20 protein-coding genes and 3 pseudogenes are annotated in these 20,479 nt (G+C 45.4%); 7 read left to right on the forward strand and 16 right to left on the reverse strand.

What is annotated here, in order from left to right; genetic code table 11:
- The first annotated feature begins 42 nt into the window (after positions 1-42).
- Positions 43-1,212 (forward strand): epoxide hydrolase family protein, encoded by a 1,170-nt coding sequence (locus tag DYE26_RS07380; protein WP_036623281.1) that lies wholly within the window; start codon positions 43-45, stop codon positions 1,210-1,212.
- 118 nt (positions 1,213-1,330) lie between these two features.
- Here DYE26_RS07380 and DYE26_RS07385 read toward each other — a convergent pair whose 3' ends face one another.
- The 8 genes from DYE26_RS07385 to DYE26_RS07420 form a co-directional block, all read right to left on the reverse strand.
- Positions 1,331-2,368, reverse strand: a complete 1,038-nt coding sequence (locus DYE26_RS07385) for a Gfo/Idh/MocA family protein (protein WP_036623282.1) — start codon at positions 2,366-2,368, stop codon at positions 1,331-1,333.
- Between the two features lie 13 nt (positions 2,369-2,381).
- On the reverse strand, positions 2,382-3,350 hold the full coding sequence (locus DYE26_RS07390; RefSeq protein ID WP_036623283.1) for a sugar phosphate isomerase/epimerase family protein: 969 nt from the start codon (positions 3,348-3,350) through the stop codon (positions 2,382-2,384).
- Between the two features lie 30 nt (positions 3,351-3,380).
- Positions 3,381-4,454 carry a Gfo/Idh/MocA family protein gene (locus DYE26_RS07395; protein ID WP_036623285.1) on the reverse strand — a complete coding sequence of 358 codons (1,074 nt, stop codon included), beginning with the start codon at positions 4,452-4,454 and terminating at the stop codon, positions 3,381-3,383.
- Between the two features lie 161 nt (positions 4,455-4,615).
- Positions 4,616-5,482, reverse strand: coding sequence for an AraC family transcriptional regulator (locus DYE26_RS07400; protein WP_036623287.1), 867 nt, complete (start codon positions 5,480-5,482; stop codon positions 4,616-4,618).
- A 95-nt stretch (positions 5,483-5,577) separates the two neighbouring features.
- On the reverse strand, positions 5,578-7,884 hold the full coding sequence (locus DYE26_RS07405) for an ABC transporter permease (RefSeq protein ID WP_036623288.1): 2,307 nt from the start codon (positions 7,882-7,884) through the stop codon (positions 5,578-5,580).
- On the reverse strand, positions 7,881-8,564 hold the full coding sequence (locus DYE26_RS07410) for an ABC transporter ATP-binding protein (protein WP_036623290.1): 684 nt from the start codon (positions 8,562-8,564) through the stop codon (positions 7,881-7,883). The genes DYE26_RS07405 and DYE26_RS07410 overlap by 4 nt, the downstream gene beginning before the upstream one ends.
- A 64-nt stretch (positions 8,565-8,628) precedes the next feature.
- Positions 8,629-9,666 carry a sensor histidine kinase gene (locus tag DYE26_RS07415; protein ID WP_036623292.1) on the reverse strand — a complete coding sequence of 346 codons (1,038 nt, stop codon included), beginning with the start codon at positions 9,664-9,666 and terminating at the stop codon, positions 8,629-8,631.
- Positions 9,638-9,910: a response regulator gene (locus tag DYE26_RS07420; RefSeq protein WP_218032582.1), complete on the reverse strand. Its 273-nt coding sequence runs from the start codon at positions 9,908-9,910 to the stop codon at positions 9,638-9,640. Before DYE26_RS07420 ends, DYE26_RS07415 begins: the two co-directional genes overlap by 29 nt.
- Before the next feature lie 52 nt (positions 9,911-9,962).
- On the opposite strand from DYE26_RS07420, the gene DYE26_RS07425 reads away from it, so the two are divergent.
- Positions 9,963-10,334 carry a hypothetical protein gene (locus DYE26_RS07425; protein ID WP_240534138.1) on the forward strand — a complete coding sequence of 124 codons (372 nt, stop codon included), beginning with the start codon at positions 9,963-9,965 and terminating at the stop codon, positions 10,332-10,334.
- 101 nt (positions 10,335-10,435) lie between these two features.
- Here the strand turns inward: DYE26_RS07425 and DYE26_RS34800 are convergent.
- The 8 genes and pseudogenes from DYE26_RS34800 to DYE26_RS07460 form a co-directional block, all read right to left on the reverse strand.
- Positions 10,436-10,573: pseudogene (locus DYE26_RS34800) on the reverse strand (DUF5071 domain-containing protein); the annotation flags it as partial.
- A 249-nt stretch (positions 10,574-10,822) separates the two neighbouring features.
- Positions 10,823-11,095: a hypothetical protein gene (locus DYE26_RS33095; RefSeq protein WP_124332202.1), complete on the reverse strand. Its 273-nt coding sequence runs from the start codon at positions 11,093-11,095 to the stop codon at positions 10,823-10,825.
- A gap of 390 nt (positions 11,096-11,485) precedes the next feature.
- Positions 11,486-12,148 carry a class I SAM-dependent methyltransferase gene (locus tag DYE26_RS07435; protein ID WP_306308133.1) on the reverse strand — a complete coding sequence of 221 codons (663 nt, stop codon included), beginning with the start codon at positions 12,146-12,148 and terminating at the stop codon, positions 11,486-11,488.
- A gap of 101 nt (positions 12,149-12,249) precedes the next feature.
- Positions 12,250-12,471 carry a DUF6756 family protein gene (locus DYE26_RS07440; protein ID WP_036623295.1) on the reverse strand — a complete coding sequence of 74 codons (222 nt, stop codon included), beginning with the start codon at positions 12,469-12,471 and terminating at the stop codon, positions 12,250-12,252.
- 86 nt (positions 12,472-12,557) lie between these two features.
- Entirely contained in the window at positions 12,558-13,238 is a 681-nt protein-coding gene (locus DYE26_RS07445; RefSeq protein WP_036623297.1) for a serine/threonine protein kinase, read from the reverse strand.
- Between the two features lie 38 nt (positions 13,239-13,276).
- Positions 13,277-14,059 (reverse strand): SDR family oxidoreductase, encoded by a 783-nt coding sequence (locus tag DYE26_RS07450; RefSeq protein WP_036623299.1) that lies wholly within the window; start codon positions 14,057-14,059, stop codon positions 13,277-13,279.
- 213 nt (positions 14,060-14,272) lie between these two features.
- Positions 14,273-14,503, reverse strand: coding sequence for a DUF6933 domain-containing protein (locus tag DYE26_RS07455; RefSeq protein WP_371860983.1), 231 nt, complete (start codon positions 14,501-14,503; stop codon positions 14,273-14,275).
- Between the two features lie 477 nt (positions 14,504-14,980).
- Positions 14,981-15,558, reverse strand: a pseudogene (locus DYE26_RS07460) (TetR/AcrR family transcriptional regulator).
- Between DYE26_RS07460 and DYE26_RS07465 the strand changes: the two are divergent.
- The 5 genes and pseudogenes from DYE26_RS07465 (at position 15,530) to DYE26_RS07485 (ending at position 20,340) form a co-directional block, all read left to right on the forward strand.
- Positions 15,530-16,630, forward strand: a pseudogene (locus DYE26_RS07465) (MFS transporter). The pseudogenes DYE26_RS07460 and DYE26_RS07465 overlap by 29 nt on opposite strands.
- Positions 16,631-16,765: 135 nt before the next feature.
- Positions 16,766-17,107 (forward strand): DMT family transporter, encoded by a 342-nt coding sequence (locus tag DYE26_RS07470; protein WP_036623301.1) that lies wholly within the window; start codon positions 16,766-16,768, stop codon positions 17,105-17,107.
- Positions 17,108-17,422, forward strand: coding sequence for a DMT family transporter (locus tag DYE26_RS07475; RefSeq protein WP_036623303.1), 315 nt, complete (start codon positions 17,108-17,110; stop codon positions 17,420-17,422).
- 24 nt (positions 17,423-17,446) lie between these two features.
- Entirely contained in the window at positions 17,447-18,025 is a 579-nt protein-coding gene (locus tag DYE26_RS07480) for a TetR/AcrR family transcriptional regulator (RefSeq protein ID WP_036623304.1), read from the forward strand.
- A complete protein-coding gene (locus DYE26_RS07485; protein WP_307719319.1) occupies positions 18,022-20,340 on the forward strand; it encodes an ATP-binding cassette domain-containing protein in 2,319 nt (772 codons plus the stop codon). The genes DYE26_RS07480 and DYE26_RS07485 overlap by 4 nt, the downstream gene beginning before the upstream one ends.
- The last annotated feature ends 139 nt before the right edge of the window (positions 20,341-20,479 follow it).

Genomic DNA, 20,479 nt, shown 5'->3' on the forward strand with positions numbered 1-20,479 from the left:
TCAGGAAGTAAGGCTCACAAAACTTTTAGGAGGGGAATCTTGATGGCTATCGAACGTTTTCATATTCAAGTCTCCGACGAAATCCTGGACGATCTAAAATACAGACTGCAGCACATCCGTTGGCCGGATGAACTTGAAAACCAGGGTTGGGAACGAGGTACGGAATTAAGTTACTTAAAATTGCTAGTTTCGTATTGGAGAGACCATTACGATTGGCGCGCCCAAGAATCCGAGCTGAACCGCTTTTCCCAGTTTCGCTGCAATATCGACGGGATCGACGTGCACTTCGTGCATGAGCGCGGGAAAGGACCTAACCCTTTGCCCCTGATTCTTACCCACGGATGGCCCGACAGTTACCTTCGTTACCGAAAAATTATCCCGCTGCTTACGGATCCGGCCAGCCACGGCGGCAACCCTGAGGACGCTTTTGATGTGATTGTGCCTTCGATACCCGGATTCGGGTTCTCCAGCCGCCCTAAACACCCCGGCGTCAACAATTTTCGTGTCGCCGAAATGTGGGCTAAGCTGATGACAGAAGAATTGGGCTACCAAAAATTTGCCGCCGCAGGCGGGGATATGGGCTCCGGCGTAACAAGATACCTGGCAGCAAACCATCCTGAGTTGTTATACGGCATCCATCTCACCGATATCGGGATTATCAGAGATCTCATGGCTTCGCCCGATCAGGCCAAGCTTTCGGAAGAAGAACGGCAATACAAGAATAATGCGGCGGCATGGCTCTCTCAGGAAGGAGGCTACATGTCCATTCAATCGACACGCCCGCAAACGCTGGCTTATGGACTTTCCGACTCGCCCGCAGGTTTGGCCGGTTGGCTGCTAGAGAAATTCCGGGCATGGAGCGATTGTGACGGCGACCTAGCGCAAAAATTCAGCGAGGATGAACTCATCACGCATATTATGATTTATTGGGTGACGAACACAGTAGGATCGACAGCACATATGTACTATGAAAATGCGCATTCTTTGCCGCCACTCGGCTACATCGGGGTTCCGACAGGCCTTGCCCTGTTCCGGGCAGATGTCTTGCTGCCGCCCAAAGCATGGGCAATGCGCCACCTGAATGTAACTCGCTGGACTTCGCTGCCCCGCGGCGGACATTTTACCGCTATGGAAGAACCGGAGCTTTTCGCCGATGACATTCGCGCATTTTACAGGGCTTATAGAACGCCGCATCCCGAGGCTCAGGCCTAAAGACTAAAGAAGGAAGTCGAAGCTGTTTCAACACGAAAAGGCTAACCGCTTGGTTAACCTTTTTCGTGTTGAATGGTAATTGGATGCGGATTTGCATCTGGCCAATGAATTTCCCGGATTATCCTTTATGGCTTACCCTAAAAATATCCTCTATAACATTCATGACTTTGCGAACTTCATGATTTTTCACGATCGGTTCCGCGCCTTCGCGAACGACCTCATAAAAATTTTGATAAAACGGAACAAAATCCGCTTTAGGCTCCGGGAAGGCGATTTTTTCGGTGGCCTCTTCCGAAGGAGGCGCCATCGTTTTGGTGAGTCCCACACCCGCTTGGATCGGCGCCGGAGCCGGGACATCCTTGCGGCCGGTAGCGGCAATGATCTCGCCGGACAAATCCCAATCGTCAATTTTTGCGGTTCCTTCCAGGCCTTTTACGTACCAGCGGGGGAGCTTGGTATAGTTGGTGGTGCCCACCTCAACCAAAGCCTTTACGCCATTTTCAAAGGTAATGCAGCTCATAAATCCATCATCGACTTCATCGCCTAAGATATAGCTCAAATCCGCCTGCACGCTCTTAATCGGACTGTCTACCAGCCATAGCAGTTGATCCAGTAAATGGACCCCCCAATCCAACAGCATGCCGCCCCCATGTTTCCGCAAATGACGCCAGTCTCCCGGAATGCCGTTGGCGCCTTGAACGCGAGATTCGATTTGGAATATATCCCCTATCGTCTTTTTTTGATACAGCTGCCGAATTATGAGAAAATCCGGGTCCCAACGGCGATTCTGGTGAACCATAAAGACGTTTCCGGTCGCTTCGGCAACCGCCAAAATCTCATCGAGTTCGCGGGTGTTCATCGCCACCGGCTTTTCGCAAACCACATGCTTCCCCGCCCGTAAAGCTTTGATCGCTATTTCTTTATGAGAATCGTTGGGCGTTGCGATAAGTACGGCTTCGATGTTTCCGTCATTCAACACTTCTTCCAGGCTTTCATAAATCCGCAGGCCCTTGCCTTGGGATATTTGCTGTCTTTCTCCGGAAATATCATAGGTCCCCACGGCTTGAACTCGAGTACTTTCCGCAGGTATAAGATTGTGGGCATGGTAGGAACCCATGCCGCCATAGCCTATTACGGCAAAATTTATGATTGACATCCTTCTTGCTCCTTTACGCCCACCACATCGCCGAGGGTTGTTCATGAATCATGATCGATTTTAAGTTGGTAATGGCACGGCTCAATCCTTCGTCAATAGACATTATCGGATCTTCATGCTCAATACTTAAGACATAATCATAGCCGTAAACGCGCAATGCGGAAATGATGTCCGACCATACCTTCAAGTCATGGCCGCAGCCTACGGAGCGGAAGGTCCATGCACGGGTCTTTACATTGCCGTAGGGCTGCATATCCGTTAATCCGTACATATTGATGTTGTCTTGATCCAAATAGGTGTCTTTGGCGTGGAAATGGTGGATCGCGCCGGCCTCGCCAAGAATCTTGACGGCAGCCACCGGATCGATCCCCTGCCACCATAAGTGGCTTGGATCCAGGTTGCAGCCGATGGCTTTGCCGGTCGCTTCCCGCAATTTCAACATGGTATAAGGCGTATGGGCCAAGAAGCCGCCATGAAGCTCAATTCCGATCTTCACGCCAGCCGCTTCCGCTTCCGAATTAATTCCCTTCCAGTAAGGGATCAACTTTTGTTCCCATTGATAAGTATAGCTGTCCTCATATTCGGTTGGCCAAGGCAATACAGGCCAGTTCACTTGGGTGTCCGATGCATTCCCGCCCGATACGCCGGAGAAACCATTTACAACCGGAACGTTCAGCAAGCTTGCCAATTTGATGGTTTTGCGCAGTAATTCATCCGCTTCCGCAGCCACTTCTTTTATCGGCGAAATCGGGTTATTATGGCAACTGAGCGCGGAAATTTCCAAGCCCTTGTCCGCCAATTTAGCCAGGTATTCTTTTCTTGCCTCGCTGCTTGCCAGCAATTGATCAATATCCAAATGAGCGTTGCCCGGAGAGCCGCCGGTACCGATTTCAACCGTTTGCAATCCTTTTTTGGCCACTTCCTCAATCATCTCTTCAAAGCTGAGATGGTTAAACAATGGGGTAAACACACCTAGTTTCACTTTCGATCACTCCTTTTATTTTTCACGTGCTTATAGATATACCGGCTCGCCGGTCTGCGAAGATTTATAGATCGCTTCTAAAATTTCCGTAACCACCAAGGCTTCCTCCGGTTTCACTACAGGTTCAGTATCATTGAGGATGGCACTTACCCAAGATTTCGCTTCAAGAATTTCCGGTTTCTCGCCCGCGCCGTCGTAGAAGTCGACGCCGCCCGTTTTTAGTTCAATTTTCTTCTCATACAGTAAGCTGTGGTCTTCGCCATTGATGGTCAAACCGTTGTTCATATCGGCGCCCGCTTTGGTGCCGCACAGGGTGGTTTTGGCTTCTTTCACATCCAAGCTATTTAAGGCCCAGCTTGATTCCAGGAAGATCGTTGCGCCGTTTTCCATCACAACAAAACCGAAAGCGGAGTCTTCCACGGTGAATTTTTCCGGATCCCACGGTCCCCAAGCGTTGGCGGCATTGGGGGTTTGGGATAAGGCATGATAGGTTTTCCCAACCACGTATTTAGGCTTGTAATTGTTCATCATCCAGAGCGTCAGGTCTAAGGCGTGCGTGCCGATATCGATCAATGGACCTCCGCCTTGGGCTTCTTCATCCAGGAAAACGCCCCAAGTTGGCACCGCACGACGGCGAATCGCATGGGCTTTTCCGAAATAAATCTCTCCCAATCCGCCCTCTTTGCAAATTTCATGCAAATATCTCGAATCGGTGCGGAAGCGGTTTTGATAACCGATCGTTAATTTTTTGCCGGTACGCTTGGACGCTTCAATCATGCTTCTGGCTTCTTCGGAGGTTTTCGCCATCGGTTTCTCGCACATCACATGGCAGCCCGCTTCCATGGCTGCAATGGATAATTCGGCATGCGAGGAGTTAGGGGTACAAACATGGATAACGTCCAAATCGGCACCCGCTAACATTTTCTTGTAATCATCAAAAACCTGCGCATCTTTGGTTCCGAATTTTTCTTTTGCTGCTTCTGCGCGTTCCACGATGATGTCGCAGAATGCCACCATTTCTACTTCTTCTACATTTGAAAGCGCAGGCATGTGCTTGCCATTTGCAATCCCGCCGCAGCCGATAATTCCTACTTTTAATGTCATAACCATCCTCCTGAAAACGTTTCTATTTGTCGAGTTCATTATAGCCAAATCCGAAACTTCTTTCTTCCCGCTTTTCCCGCAAAAAACTCCCGAATATTGCGCCTTCATCGAGAACTAAAAAAGGGCTTTAAACAAGAACTCCTTGTCCAAGCCCATTTTGCTTAATGGTTATTCAAATTCTTCCGGTATTGCAGCGGCGATTGTCCAACCGCCTCCTTAAAAACATGATGGAATGTTTTCACGCTGGCAAATCCGGCCTTTTCCGCAACTTCAACCATCGGTATCTTTTCGTTCGCTAAAATAAACTTGGCTTGATTAATACGGTATTCCGTCAAGAACTGCATAAACGTTTGTCCTGTATTGGTTTTGAAGAAACGGGTAAAGTAGTAAGGGCTGAAGCCCACAAATTTGGCAACATCCTCCAGCGCAATGACTTCCCGGTATCGATCTTCCACGTATTCGAATACTTGATTGAGCAGATCTAAAGTTTCTTTATGTTGAATGGCAGATCGTTTGGTCGGCGCTTTTCTTTCTTTGCGCCGCGGCAAATACAAGTAGAATTCCCCAATCAATTGATACAGATAACCTAGTGTCAAATAATTCATGCCAGCGGGTTTACTCTGTTCGATCCCATAAAGATGAACCAACAGCTCCGTGGCCTTCCGAGCCAGCGTCTTAGGCCAATTGCGGCTATGCCGTTCCCCGGATTCAAACAGACTTAACAAAGAGTCTTCGGAAGTCCGCAAAATTTTCTCGTCAAACAGCTTCAGGTTAAACTGGAAGACATAGCGTTCACTATCCGGGGAAGCCAGGAAATAATGCGCTTCTCCGCTTGGGAAGAAGAAGATTTCCCCTTCCTCCAGTTGAACGATATCTTCATTAATGCCGATGTTGACCTTGCCTTTTCGGGAATAGATGATTTCAATTTCTTTATGCCAATGAGGATACACGATAGTCATGCCGTCGTTTAGGAACGCTCTGAACGGGATTGAATCCTCGAACTCCGGAAATTCCAGATAATAACTCATAACCAATTGACTCCCTATATGTCGGATAAGCTGCCGCCCCTATTATCATAACGGGAAAATCGAATAAATGCAGCAGCGGAGTCTTTAACGGATTTTCACTGCGCATTTACCACATTGACGATGCTCGTTTTTTTCACTTTTTTGGCCGGTGAGATCACCGCCGCAAACGTCGTAAGAGTTGCCGCTAAAATGGTGACCGCCAAAACCGTGATCGGCGGCTGCCAAGGATCGCCCCAGTTGGAGGTGATCATCAGCCCGAAAAAGAAACGATGCAGCAGCAATCCCAAAACACCGCCTGTCAGACTGCCCGATATCGCATAAGCGGCGGATTCGGCCGCAACCATCCTTTTCAGCTGCTTGCCGGACATACCTACCGCACGCATCACGCCATAGTTGGCCATGCGGCTGGAAACGCTGGCGTTTACCGTATTCAGGATGTTAATCAGCGCAACCAGCGCAATCACTATCAAGAATCCGTAAACGAATACCGCCATGGCGTAATAGGCCGCGCGGGTTTCGCGGTTGGCCTGCTGCTTATCGAGCAGCCGCATTTGCGGCGTGATCAGGCTTCTGACCTGCTCGGAAATATCTGCATCGACCTGCATATCGATAATGGTGTAGTCCGAGATGCCGGTCAGCGCAGTAAAGGTAGCTTCGGAGCAAATGATCATCGATTCGCCTTTCGCTGCCACAAACGGCGTGTCGGAGAGGATCCCGGCAACCTGCACCTCATAAGCTCCACTGGGCAGCTGAAGGGTGATCGTGTCCCCTACCTTCCATTTCAACTCTTCCGAGTAACTGACGAACACCCCGTTGCCGTTTTGCACCTCACCCCTGCTGCCGGAAATCAGCTTGTCTTCTGCCCATTTAAATTGCGGGTCGTCATACGAAATCAACGTGGCCGTATTGTCGCCCTGCTTCTGGCTAGGCGGAATATCACGGTACACCATCCGTCCATATATATTTTTGATATGCGGAAGCGCCTTGACTTCTTCCATCAGGGTACGGTCAAGCAAGATGGAATCCTTCACGCCCACAATGGAAAGATCAGGCGCGTAAGGCTTCAAAGGCCGTAAAGCATGACCCATGAAGGCGATCAAAACCGAGAAACACAAGAACAGAACGATACTTAGCGCAAAAGAACCCGATATCAGCACCATACTCTTTTTATTGGAAAAAGCGTGCTGGAACCCCATCGCCGTATCCACGCGAAACCATTTGGTGTTCGCCGCTCGGTTGACGGGTTGATGATTCGCATGATTGATATTCCCGGTTACGGCCGCTTGCGGAGATACCTGCGCCGCCTTTTGGGCGGGCGACCTGGAAGCGAGCATGACCACTAAAAACCCGATCGCCGTACCGGCAGTCATAGCGGGCCAACTGACTTGAAACACCGGCATTTCCGGCAAGTACTTATAATTCAAGGCATTCAGGGATAAAACCGCCGCCCACATCACGCAGCAACCGGCCAATAGCCCGATCGGAATCCCTTTTAGGCAATACAGCAGACCCTCTCGCCGGATATACCGTTTGATTTGCTTTTTCGTGGCGCCAAGACAACGCAGCAGGCCGAAAAATTGCGTCCGTTCCAGCACGCTCATGTTAAAGCTGCTGGCGATCATAAACGTAGCGGCCATCGTAATCAGAACAAAAAGAATTCCTGCCGTAAGGTAGAGATCGATCATCGCACTGTCGTCGCTTTGTCCCAGCAAGCCAAGCAGGATCAGGTTCGTGGAGACCTGTTGATCGCCCAGGCCATACTCCGCTTTGATCTCGGATAGCGCCCGGTTAATGTTCACATTGCTTTTAAACTGGATAAAATAGTACTCCTTGGACGGTGGAAGCGCACGAATCCCCTTAGTTGACAGATACAGGCCGTGGGAGTCCGTCCCTTTCAAACTGGAGAAATTGTTGTACGTCCCGGTAATCTTATATTCCCGCTTCTGCCCGTCGCTCAAAGCAATATCTATCGTATCCCCAATGGACAGACCGAATTGCTCAAGGGCCGGCCGGTCCAGCAGAGCCTCCCGTTCGGAAGCCGGATAAGCTCCCTCTTGCACGACCAGATTCATCTGTTCGGCGATATCCTGTTCACCCCCAAGAATAGACAGCCTTTTTCCTTGAAAAACCGTATCCTCGGCCATCCCGATCCAACCCGCTACTTTCACATCGTTCCGGTTTGCGATTTGCCCGGCGGTGCTGTCCGATATCCCCGTAATCGCGGCGTGGTAATTCCCTTTTTGCCGGATGTTCTCGTTGATTTGCGCTTTCACGCTCATGTCGGCCATCCCGAAGACGGCCGCGACCAACATCACCGAGATGGCGATGCAAACCACGGTAAGCCGGTTTTTCTGCTTATGGGCTTTGGCATATTCCGCAACCAGCCCCAGATAGCTTTTCATTCGGCATACACCCCTAAATCGGTAAGCACGCCGTCCGACACTTGCAGCACCCGATCCGCCGTCGCAGCCATGCTCCGGTTATGCGTAATCATGATAATCGTCTGCTGATAGCGTTTGGACGCCGTTTTTAGCAGGGAAATGACTTCGCTGCTGTTTTTGCTGTCCAAATTGCCGGTAGGTTCGTCCGCGAGGATCAGCATGGGGCGGGTAACCAAGGCGCGGCCGATCGCCACGCGCTGTTGCTGGCCGCCGGATAACTGGCGGGGCAGATGCTTGCGCCGGTCCGTTAAGGACAAAACGGCCAGGATTTCCTCCACATACGCTTGATCCGTTTTTTTATAATCGAGCAGCAAGGGAAAGGTGATATTCTGCTCCACATTCAGTTCCGGGATCAGGTTAAACGCCTGAAAGATAAAGCCGATATTCCTGCGGCGGAAAATGGTCAGTTTTTCGTCCTGCATACGAAAAATATCGTTGCCGTCGATCCATACCGTGCCGGACGAGGGCGTATCCAGGGCCCCGATCATGTTCAGCAGCGTACTCTTTCCGGAACCGGACTCCCCGACAACCGCAACAAACTCGCCTTTGGGCACGGTAAAACTTACATTTTTCAAAGCGTTCACGGCCGTTTCGCCGGTTCCATAGGTTTTGCATACGGAATTCACTTCAAGCAAATTCAAATTCGCTCACTCCTTTCTATCACGGAGTTTACTATCCGCGGCTTACGCTCCCATGAATTCCGGCTTACGGTTTCGTAAGGTTGAGAAAACTCATCTCAAAAGCGGCGCCATTCCCAAAAGCACTAGCCACTGTGATGGTGCCGTCATGCGCTTCAACAATAGCCTTGGTCAGCGGCAGGCCCAGGCCGATGCCTTGCGTATTTTTGGAAAAACGGCTGCGATAAAACCGCTTGAAAATATGGTGGATATCTTCCGGGTGGATGCCGCTTCCGTTATCTTTGACCGTGATTTGCGTCATTGAAGGCAACTCGTTCCACTCGATGGTGATATGACCGCCTGCTTCCGTATGGTCGAGGGCGTTTTTCACCACATTGCTTACGGCTTCCAAGATCCAGCCCCGGTCACAAACCAGCTCGGCCTGCGGCGGCCCCGACAAGGTCACGGTCTTCCGCTCCAGATTGACGCGTGTTTCAAAATGCAGCCGGAGGTCATTCAGCATATCGGCGATATTTTCGGGGGACTTTTCAATCTGAATCGAACCGGCATCCCATTTGGTAATCTTCAAAAGGCTCTGGACCAGCGTTTCAATCCGGTCGATTTCCCGTTCCGACTTGATCGCAAATTCGCGTATGGCGGCCGGATCCTCGCTATCGTCCTGTAAAAGTCCGTTGTAGATGTTGAGGGCGGCAAGGGGCGTTTTTAACTGGTGGGAAATATCCGAGATTGTGTCTTTCAAAAACTCTTTGGTCTTCTGCTCCTTGGCGGCATGCGCGTCCAGTGTCGTAGCCAGCGTGTTCACCGCGTGAAACAGCTTATACAGGCTTCCTTCGCTGTCGCATTCGATCCGTGCATGGGTATGGCCCGTTAGGAAACGGGAGATTTGAGAGATGGCCTCCTCCATCAAGCGGTCCTGTCTTCTAAAATACAAGAAGCAGCTAGCCAATACACCTGCGGCGATCAACAGCGAGAGCAAGAAAAGGCCCAGATGAAGAGAGCCGCTGGACGGCCAGATCAACAGCTGGGACAAACCCATAAACGAAAACAAGATACAGGCTAATGAAATAAACAGCTTTTTAATATCTTGGTTGGTAAAAATGCGCATCGTCCCACCTTAGAAAGACAATCGGGACCTTCGAAACCTGCCGGACCTTCCGGCAAACCTCAAAGCCGGAACCGTCCGGCAAGGACACATCCAATATCAGCAAATCATAAGTTCCGTCCGCAAAAAGAACCTCCGCCTCCCTTATCGTCCGGGCAATATCCAAATGAAACCCCTGCTTGTTTAGTGAATACGAAAGTCCGTCAATCAGGCTTAAATCATCTTCAAGCAGCAGCAGCTTGTTCATTTTTTCACTTCCCCTTGTTTATCTTAGGAATATCCTATTATGATTCGAGATTGTGGGAAAATTCAAGCACTTCGTTGAAAAGAAAGATGGACCGATGTACGTGCAGTGGCTCATCAAACTCAATATTTTACGCGTGTTCGAACCGATGCGAATCGCAAATCAAATCGCTGGACAGAGTCAGATCCGGCAAGCGGCGAATCTTATGCTGAAAGCGAAACGCCCCGTGATCCTTGCCGGCAACCGGCCAAGGCTTGCCTGTGATGCGATCCGGGAATTGGCTGATCGCTGGGGATGCGCCATTGTCATGAGTTACGGAGCAAAGGGGATGCTAGCGGATCCTCACCCGTACCTGCTCGGCGGTTTAGGCGAAGGCGGTAATCCTTTGGCGAGTGACTACAAAATCTTTTTCATCTATTCTCTTTAAACAATCTTCAAACGCCCTTTGTAATGCATCAGAACCTTGCTTTTCAAAAACAGCCTTATCAATATAATTAAAAATATTAGGCGGAATAAACCAATGTCCGGTCATATTTTCTTTAAATGTGGCAACAGATCTTCTTGATAGTTTATTACAATATTTTCTATGTCTTCAGCAATTGGCCAATTCATATCCTGCAACCATTGAAGTAATTCAGGTAATACTGGCTTCATTTCTTCAAGTGATTTTGTTTTTAATTATTCTACTCTTTCATAGTCCTGGTTATGTTTTGGAATTAATTCGCGAATATCCACATGGATTCACCTAAATCCCTTAATGAATTTTGGATTTTAAATTGTGCGAGCATCGAACCCCTCAAGGGTTGTCCCTAATCCGCTTCCTTGGAAAGCTCCTGGCAGACCAATGACCGAATGGCCTGCAGCTTGAATGTATTGGTTAGGTAAATCCCTGCTCCGAGAAAGCTTTATAGTATGTTATTGGATCCCTGCAGTTCCATATGTATTATTTATCGCGCTTTCATAGTCTCGCCACTTAAAATAAAAAGGCCCTAAATGAATAGGTTTATTATCAGGCTCAAGTTTGAAATCCTTCCATATAACAAGATCTTCTTCTCTTTCTATAAAAACTGAAATAAAACCACACTCTTCGTCCCCGCACCAAGGACATACCGTTAGTGGATATCTGTAGAACAAATATGGGTGTAGTTGCTTTAATAAAAAGTAATCTATCATTTGCCTTTGATTCACTTTACTGCCCCATCCGAGGCAATCATATCGTACTTCTTGAGCATTTGATAAAGTGATCCTCAAAATAAAGAACTAAATCATCGAGTCTTCTTTGTATAAGTTTGTACCTTCTTCTTAATCCTCTATATTTCTTCAAAGCATATCCTCACAGTTCTATGTTTCTAATATTGCGTTGATTCCAGTTAATGTTTGTGCATTCTCGAACCCTCACCGGCCTAAGCTTTCGGCAGATCCAGTTGCAGCGATCGATCCGCCGGGAAAACTTAGCCTCGCATGGTTGTCTGTCTGAGTTCACCCCATTGTTTAATATCTTCGGACAGACCAAGGAACAACCAAGCCTGCCCGCTGCGTGAATACAGTGTTACCTGAGGTCGCTAATTTATCGAAAAACTAACTCGTCTTTACAATGATATACCTTAATGCGTACTCTTTTATTTGGTTGTCTTTGTAATATAATGTCTCTATTGTTGATCCTGTTTCAATAATATCGAACTCTACAAAATGTCTCCGTAAATCCTCATCGCTAAAGAAATGTGCATATTTATTAGCCTTATATTCGTAGGTGCCTTCTTCCAATTGTCGGCCTCTCCTATTATTTCGATCTTCATCTGAGAAACAAGTAAAGTACATTAGTCCCGGATGGTTCAACTGTTTCAGGCAATTCTGTACTAATTTATTTCGATCTTGCTGTAAAAATAGATGTAATAAATCAAAGCAATAGATTGCATCATATTTCTTGCTAACTTCTAAATCACTCAAAATAGATCCTTGAATAAAATTTGTGTTCTGATCCCAATTTGATGCAATTTGAATCGCATCATTCGATAATTCAATTCCATCTACTTGAAAAATCGAGGAAAAAGCTTTTGTGTTTCTTCCGTAGCCTGACCCAGGAACTAAAAGAGTTTTAACATTTTGTTTCCTAAATATATAGAGGGCATGGTAAGCTGTGGGGCTTGGTTCACTCCCCCATATCATACCTTCATCTCGATACCTCTTCTCCCAATAATCCTCCACATCGATCACCCTTAATTTATTTTGAGGTACCTTCACGAATTTCGTCTCTATTTGCTTCTATAAACTTAGTTATCCTGTCTACCATCACTCCGCCAGAAATACATAAGACATTATGATGATTTTCGCAAAGGATCCAATCAAATTGCTTTTACAAAAGATGCTGCGTACTGCGGTTCTTTAAATCGTAGCCAAGCCCAGTGTAAATCATATTTATAATGTTTCTTCTGAACAAATCTTTCTTCAACTTTATTTTTAATTTGTTCCCAATCATATTTCCCGACCTCACAAAAATGCGGACGGTACTCGGGAAACTGCTTTAATAAGACCTCAATTTCATCCCTTATCGATAAGGTATCCACTACTATCACCACCTTGATTTATTCAACTCGTATTTTATTTAACATTCTTTCACGAAATCCCCCATATCTCCGCATCAGGTGAATCTCTATTTGCGCTTGCCAAAGAATAACCCACTCACTCGCTTAGCGAACTCTTCGATATTGAAGGCGGCCGTATCGATCCGCTTATACCAGTTGGTTACAGTTTCCAGCATCCATAATGGAACCTTTACCCCGCTAATGAGCGGATAAACGTGCTGATACGCCCAGACCAGGTGCTCCCACCTGTTGTCGTTGCCCTCTTTGATATATTCCGAAACATCAAGGACCTTTCCCCTTCCCTCCTGCAGGAGAACATTCTTAAGATGAATATCCCTTGGGTTCAGCCCTAGACTTCGCACGAACCGCCGGGCTTCCTCCACGTCCTGGATGGCTTGCTCGGGAACCGGCACACCGTGCAGAAGACAGTCGTACAACGTCATACCTTGTTCTAAACTTAAAACTAAATAGTTAGGACCAACACCGTAACATCGAGGAAAATAACGCGACCCTTCTAACCGCTCATAAATCTTTGCCTCGACATCCTTTTTTTCTAAAGCCTGAGCGGCATACACTTTATACGCGTAATCAGGGGTGGATGGATCATAAAAAACGGCAGCATCCGTACCGATACCGATGCAGCGTAAATTTTCCGGAAACCGAATAACGGAAACTGGCTTATTGTTTTCATGGCCTACCACCTCAACGAGCCTTAATGCTTCTTCCGCTCGTTTCCAATCCGAATTCATGGCCACCCACTCCTTTGTTTCGCCAACCGAAATACAAGCTATCCTCGCTGAAACCCGCCTTCCGAGTGCATAATTTGTCCCGTTACCCATTCAGCTTCTTCACTGGCAAGGAAAGAAACTAAACGCGCCGCATCTTGAGGCAATCCAACTCTTCCCATCGGCGATTTAGTCAAAATATACGCTTTGAGCTCATCATTCATCCACCCTGTATCCGTTGGTCCAGGATTCACCGCGTTTACGGTAATACCTTTAGATGCAACCTCTGCGGACATTGTTAAAGTAAAGGCATCTATTGCCCCTTTTGTGGAGGCATATGCTATATTTCCCGCCATCGGCCCAAGCGATTGTCCCGACGTTAGATTTATTATTCTACCTCCTCCAGAGCGGTCGAAACGACGGGCAAATTCTGCACTTAATAACATCGTTCCCTGGATATTAACCTGATAATGTTTAGTAAGAATCTCAACGGATAAATCTTCATAACTGACATCAACGGAATAGGCCGCATTATTAATTAAAATTGAAGGCTTTCCAAGCTTTTCTTCAACTGCATTCATCAAATTCACAGGTGAATTTGAGTCTGAAAGGTCAATTTCAAGCTTCTCGCAACGTACTCCGTATTTTTGTATCATTTCTTGTAAAATGCTGGGTTCATGCGAGTTCATCCCCCATGGCATTTCCATATCGTAGGCACTCCAGTATGTAAAGAATATATCCACACCTTTGCTAGCGAGTTCTTTACATATCGCTGCTCCAATACCATTGAGCCTTGACGCTCCAGTTACTATAGCTATTCTATGGTTACTAGACAATTCTGACATCTATTTAGAGCACTCCTTTTTGTTTTTCGAGTAATTGCGAATAATGTTTGTTTATGCTTCACTAACCCTCTCCGACTAAGGTCCGAAGGACTGGCCTCAATTCAGTTAGTTGATGCGGGTGTGTCCGGCTGACCGGCTCCCCCTGCACCGAGGGCCATAAGGCCGGAAGCGTAATGCAGTTTTATGCGGTGCCAATACTCCCTGAGCTTGCTTTCACACCGTGTTGTAGTTTTTATGATCTTGGATTGCTTCATTAAAAAAAGCTATCGGATTCTTGTAATCTATTGGTTTATGAATCATTCTGTTCAGCCACTTCATTCGCTCAATACCGTCTTTAAAATCATCATCAGTAAAAAACGCAACTTCCTTCATCGTTCCTAATACGCTTCTACTGTTTGTTTTGGATATAACAATTTCTGCACCAAACTCTAAGTACGTATTAATCTTTCAATAAATCGCAATTCTCCGAAATGCCTCGGGCGAATCAAGGGGCGAATGCCCAAGCGTATATGTGGTGTTATCTGATGTCCGCGCCTTCGAAGGACTACTGTAATCATTAAATTCCAATTCAAATGGATTAGCATTCAGATCGATATCGAATTCTACATTAATTTCGTTTGCAAATTGAATCAGTTCAGAATTCATATAGAGTACAGGGGTTAAATCATTGTCGATGCCTATTACTACATGTTATATGATGTCAGCGCCTGCAACAAGTTTATCCGCCATGTCAGCGACTTCTTCGAATTTACTTAACAATAATCCTTCAATATTTGTTTTCCTCAAGATGGGCGTATTATTAAGGTGAGCTAATATCAAAATTGAAAATACTTCTAATAGATCATACAAAGCTCCACTTCGGGCCAAATTGGCCCGAAGTGGAGCAACATAGGATCGTAGAGTGATGTATGATTGAGGAACTTATAAACTTCTCTTCAACAAGGCAGCAACTTGTTCAGCTATGACATGTGGCGGATAAGGCATCGAATTTTTGATCCACCATTCAATTACTCCTACATAAGCGGTACCCGTATACTGCAACATTACATCCTCTTTTATATCTTCGTTTCTTCCGCTTTCTCGATCAATCTGAACAACCAATCCTCCCTTAACATATTTAAGAAGCCGAGTCCGGAAAGCATCTGCACCTTTACTGGCTAACATTGTCGAAAAAAATAAATAATTTTTCTCAAAATACTCAAAAGAATAGGTAAGCCCACTTTTCCAATCCATGTTGCATGCCCATTCGTCCATTTCGCCTAATTCTTCCATATGGGACTCGATTAGTTTATCTAACAAATCATATTTGTCCTGGTAATGCAGGTAGATCGTTCCTCGATTAAGATTTGCCCGATCTGCGATATCTTGAATTGTAATCTCATCGAAATTTTTTTCATTCATCAATTCAAGAATAGCTTTTTCAAAGCTTCTTGGGTTTTAGCAATTCTTTTCGGTATCTTAAATACTGAAATGGGGGTAATCGGTTTATTGCCTTCCATAGCTGAACGCTTCGATGTCAGTATAACTCAAGCCGGGCTGCTGGTAAGCCTTTTTGCCTTAGGCATTGCCATATCCGGGCCTGTCATGCCTTTAATATTCTCAAGATTTAATCGGAAGAAGGTAATGCTGCTCGTATTGGGCGTATTTGTGCTATCAAACATTGTACCCTTAGTTACAAGCAGCTTTAATATGTTATTGGTGGCTCGCATTATCCCGGCTTTTCTTCATCCCATCTAATGTTCTTTGGCCTTTACAGTGGCTGCGTCCTCAGTAAGTGAAAAAGAAGCTCCAAAGGCCGTGTCCAAAGTTTTTATCGGAATTTCGGCCGGGATGATCGTCGGAGTACCTATTGCAAGCTTTATGGATAGTACATTTTCATATGAATGGGCCATGGCATTCTTTTTGATCGTAAATGCCCTTGTTTTCATAGCTACATTACTATTTGTTCCTTCTATGCCTGTGAAGGAGAGATTAACTTATGGTGCGCAATTTTCCGTATTAAAGAGGCCCGTTCTATGGATTTCTATCGTATCTGTCATTTTGATAAACGCATCGATTTTCGGAGTCTATAGTTACCTTAGCGAGTATCTTGGAACGGTGTCTATTATTTCACCTAACACCATAAGTTTGACGTTATTTATCTACGGGAGTGCTAATATCATTGGAAACATTGTCGTAGGAAGGCTGCTTACTCATAGCCCCTCCAAAGCTGTGTTCATGTTTCCTTTATTATTGGTAGCCGTCTATACCGTTTTATTCTTCACTGGTCAATTTGCTGTACCTATGATCATTACAACTATATTCTGGGGAATCGTGGCCGGTGGAATCATGACAAACATTAATCAGTATTTGATTATGTCCGCAGCCCCCCAAGCCCCTGATTTTGCCAATGGATTGTTTATATCCGCTTGTAATGTAGGAACAACCGTGGGTACAGCTGTAGGAGGGGTATTTATATCCCAATTGGGAACAGCTTATGTGATGTTAGCAGGAATCATGTTCTTAGTTCTAGGCTTTGTATCCATTTTTTTTAGAAGATATATGTTTGCTTCAGTTCGTCAACCTTCCTAAATAAACGGAAATAATGGCTCGTTTTTAAATGAAAGTTGAATGGATGAGGTTCGCCTGATCATGATATAATAAAACGCGCATTAAAATCTAACTAACATTAGTTAGATTCTATATTAACATTAAAGGAGAGTTATTATGGCTTGGTTATTTCTCATTATTGGAGGAGTTGCGGAGGTAGGTTGGGCTTTAGGCTTGGCCTATTCTAATGGGTTTACAAGATTAGGAGTAGTTATACCAACGTTAATCTTATTTGTGGTCAGCTTTTACTTTTTTTCGAAAGCTTTGAAGGAGATCCCCGTATCTACCGCGTATGCCGTTTTTACAGGTCTTGGATCTCTCGGAACTGCAATTATTGGGATGGTATTCCTGGGTGATTCTGTGAGTGTGTTCAAAATCTTATTTATCATATCCTTAATAAGCTGCATTATCGGATTGAAATTTGTATCTAAAGAGACCGAAACTGGAGGAAGTAAGTAAATGAGTTGGATTTTTATCGTTATCGCGGGATTAATGGAAATTGGAGTCGTTATATCCTTGAAGTACGCTGAAGGATTTACAAGATTAAAACCTACATTAGCTTTTATTGGCTTTATGTCACTAAGTCTCTTTCTCCTCTCCTTGTCCCTAAAAGAAATTCCAATTAGTATCGGTTATGGGATTTGGACAGGTATTGGAGCAGCCGGAAGCGTCTTAACAGGGATGTTTTTATTCAAAGAAACGAAAGACATGAAGAGATTATTATTAGTTGCTGGTATTATTATAAGCATAGTTGGATTAAAATTAGTATCTTAAAAATATTTATCGAGGTGTAATTTGGTGGGCAAAGGTGAAGAAACAAGAAAAAAAATACTAAAGAGTGCTCTAAACTTATTCTCTACTAGAGGTTATGAACAAACGTCTATCCGAGATATCGCCATAGAAGTAAATATTAAAGCCCCTTCCATATATGCCTATTTCTTAAGTAAAGAAGAGTTATTTATTAATGTAAGTCATTTTGCAATGAAGGAATATACCATTTTTGTACAGGATCATTCCTTCATCATGGAAGATCAATCCGTTGAAAAGAAATTATATGACTTCATGAAATCTTTAAGCGATTACTTTTCCGAAAATGAGTTTGGACGCTTCATAAATAGGTGTTTTACTTTACCACCTGAACAATTTAAAGAGAAATTAGTTCAACTTTATCTAGAAAGTGAAGAAGAAATTAAAAAAGTGCTATTAAAAATTTTAAGCACTGATGCTGAAAAATTTATACCCATAGACTTCATTTTAGCCTCTTTTTTCTGCAACCTGGATGGAATGCTTCTCTATAGAGTGAATTACTCTCGAGAGCATTACGAAAAAAGACTGGAAGAAATCTGGCAAGTGTTTTGGCGAGGAATTCAAAAGTGATTTTGAATTTAAGGCAGGGTGAAAAGAAAATGATACAGAAAAAAACAGATGATGCCATTGAAATTGTGGGTGCATCCGAAAATAACTTGAAGCATATTGATCTGACCATACCCAAAGAAAAATTAGTGGTTTTCGTAGGCGTATCCGGTTCGGGAAAAAGTTCTCTGGCTTTTGATACGATCGCAGTGGAGAGCAGCCGGCAATGGCAGGCATCCTATCCTCTTTATTTGAGAAATAAAATGCCGCAATATGAGCGTCCTGCAGTAGAATATATTCATAACCTTACTCCGTCTATCGTTGTGGACCAAAAACCATTAGGTACAAACGCCCGTTCTACAGTAGGAACGGCTACGGATGTAGCTCCCTTAATCCGCCTTCTGTTCTCGCGTGTAGGACATCCAAGTGCAGGGGGGGCTACAGCTTATTCTTTTAATCACCCATTAGGCATGTGTCCTACATGTACGGGTCTTGGAGCATGTTTGGAACTCCATGAGGACAGCCTTTTTGACCAAGAGAGAACGATTCGACAAGGCGGAATCCGTTTCAGCCAATTTTCTGCTGGTTGGCAAAGTCGATTATACTTAGGCAATCCATTTCTGGATCAAGATAAAAAACTGAAGGACTTTAATGATGAAGAGTGGGAGATCCTTCGATACGGCACAAAAGAACCATTAAAAATAGAGTTGACCTCCAACAATACCGGTAAATCAGACAAAGTGGACTATGAGGGAGTGATCCCCCGTTTTCGCAGACTCTATCTCAATCGGGATATTTCCACCTTAAAAAAGAGTCTGCAAAATGAAATTATGTCCTTTGTGCAAACGCGTCCTTGCACGGACTGTAAAGGTACAGGACTGAATCCAAATGCTCTGGCATCCAAAATTAATAACTATAATATTGCGGATTACTATGATATGCAAGTAAGTGATTTGCTTCCGATCCTGCGAAAAATCAATACCCCGGTAGGTGCTTCAATCGCCAAGCAAATCGCGGATAGCTTAAGCCACATGGTTGAGGTGGGGTTAGGATATCTGACCCTGTCGCGAAGAACAGACACGCTATCCGGCGGGGAAATTCAACGTCTGAAAATGATACGTCATTTAGGAAGCAATTTAAGCAACATCACTTATATTTTTGATGAGCCTACTGCCGGACTTCACCCTGACGATGCCAAACGGATTGCTGCATTACTTTTAAAGCTGCGCGATAAACATAACTCCGTTCTTGTCGTTGAGCACAGCCGAAGCATGATCGAACTCGCGGATGAGGTTGTAGAGCTGGGGCCGCAAGCAGGTTATCATGGCGGGCATCTTGTTTTTCAGGGAAGCGTTGAATCTCTCAAAATGGCGGATACGCAAACCGCCCAAGCATTGCGGGAGCCAGTCATTCTAAACCGGTCACCTCGATCATGGAAAGATGCATTCCGGATCGAAAATGCCACGATGAACAATTTAAAGCAAATATCCGTTTCCATCCCCAAAGGTGTATTAACGGTTGTTAGCGGTGTAGCAGGCTCCGGTAAAAGCAGCTTAATTCGCAAGGAATTTGTTACACGTTATCCGGAATCCGTTGTTATTGATCAAAAACCTATCGGTACCTCATCTCGGTCTACTCCGGCAACCTATACCGGAATCATGGATGAGATCCGTAAATTATTTGCAAAGGAAAATGGGGTCGGCCCGGAATGGTTCAGCTCAAACTCAAAAGGGGCATGTCCCGTATGTAATGGTACAGGTGAAATAAAGCCTGACGTTGCGTTTGCGGATGCCGTAGCCATTATCTGTGAAGAATGCGGTGGAGGTCGTTTTAATCCCGAAGCTTTGAGCTTTAGATATTTTGGGAAAAATATTCAAGAGGTGCTGGCGCTCACCATTGATCAGGCCCTAAACTTTTTCTCAGAGAAAAAAATCATAACCCGATTAAAAAGTCTACAAGACGTTGGTCTAGGCTATATGACGCTCGGTCAGTCTACGAGCACCTTTTCCGGCGGAGAAAACCAGAGATTAAAACTGGCCAGCGAGCTTCACAAAAAAGGGAACATTTATGTGCTTGATGAACCGTCAACAGGGCTGCATCATCAGGATATCAAGCGGTTGGTGGCGTTATTTGATCAGCTCGTAAATCAAGGAAATACCGTAATCATCGTGGAGCACCGGTTGGAGATGATCGCATTGGCTGATTGGGTCATCGATTTAGGGCCTTATGGCGGAAATGAAGGGGGACGAGTCGTATTCAGCGGAACACCCGTCGATTTAATGGAATGCAATGAGTCGGTTACGGCACATTATCTAAGATCAGCAGTAAATAATACGTAAAATAGGTGCCGCCCTCAGATGAGGGCGGTAAAGTTGTCCGCCGCTATCAACTGTCGACCATGCGCCAGAAATTGCAGCCTTTTCGTTTTAAAAAAATAATAGCGAATACAATTGCACCTTTATAATGCACCATAGATGG

Origin of the sequence: Paenibacillus macerans (genome assembly GCF_900454495.1) — a bacterium.
GTDB lineage: Bacteria > Bacillota > Bacilli > Paenibacillales > Paenibacillaceae > Fontibacillus > Fontibacillus macerans.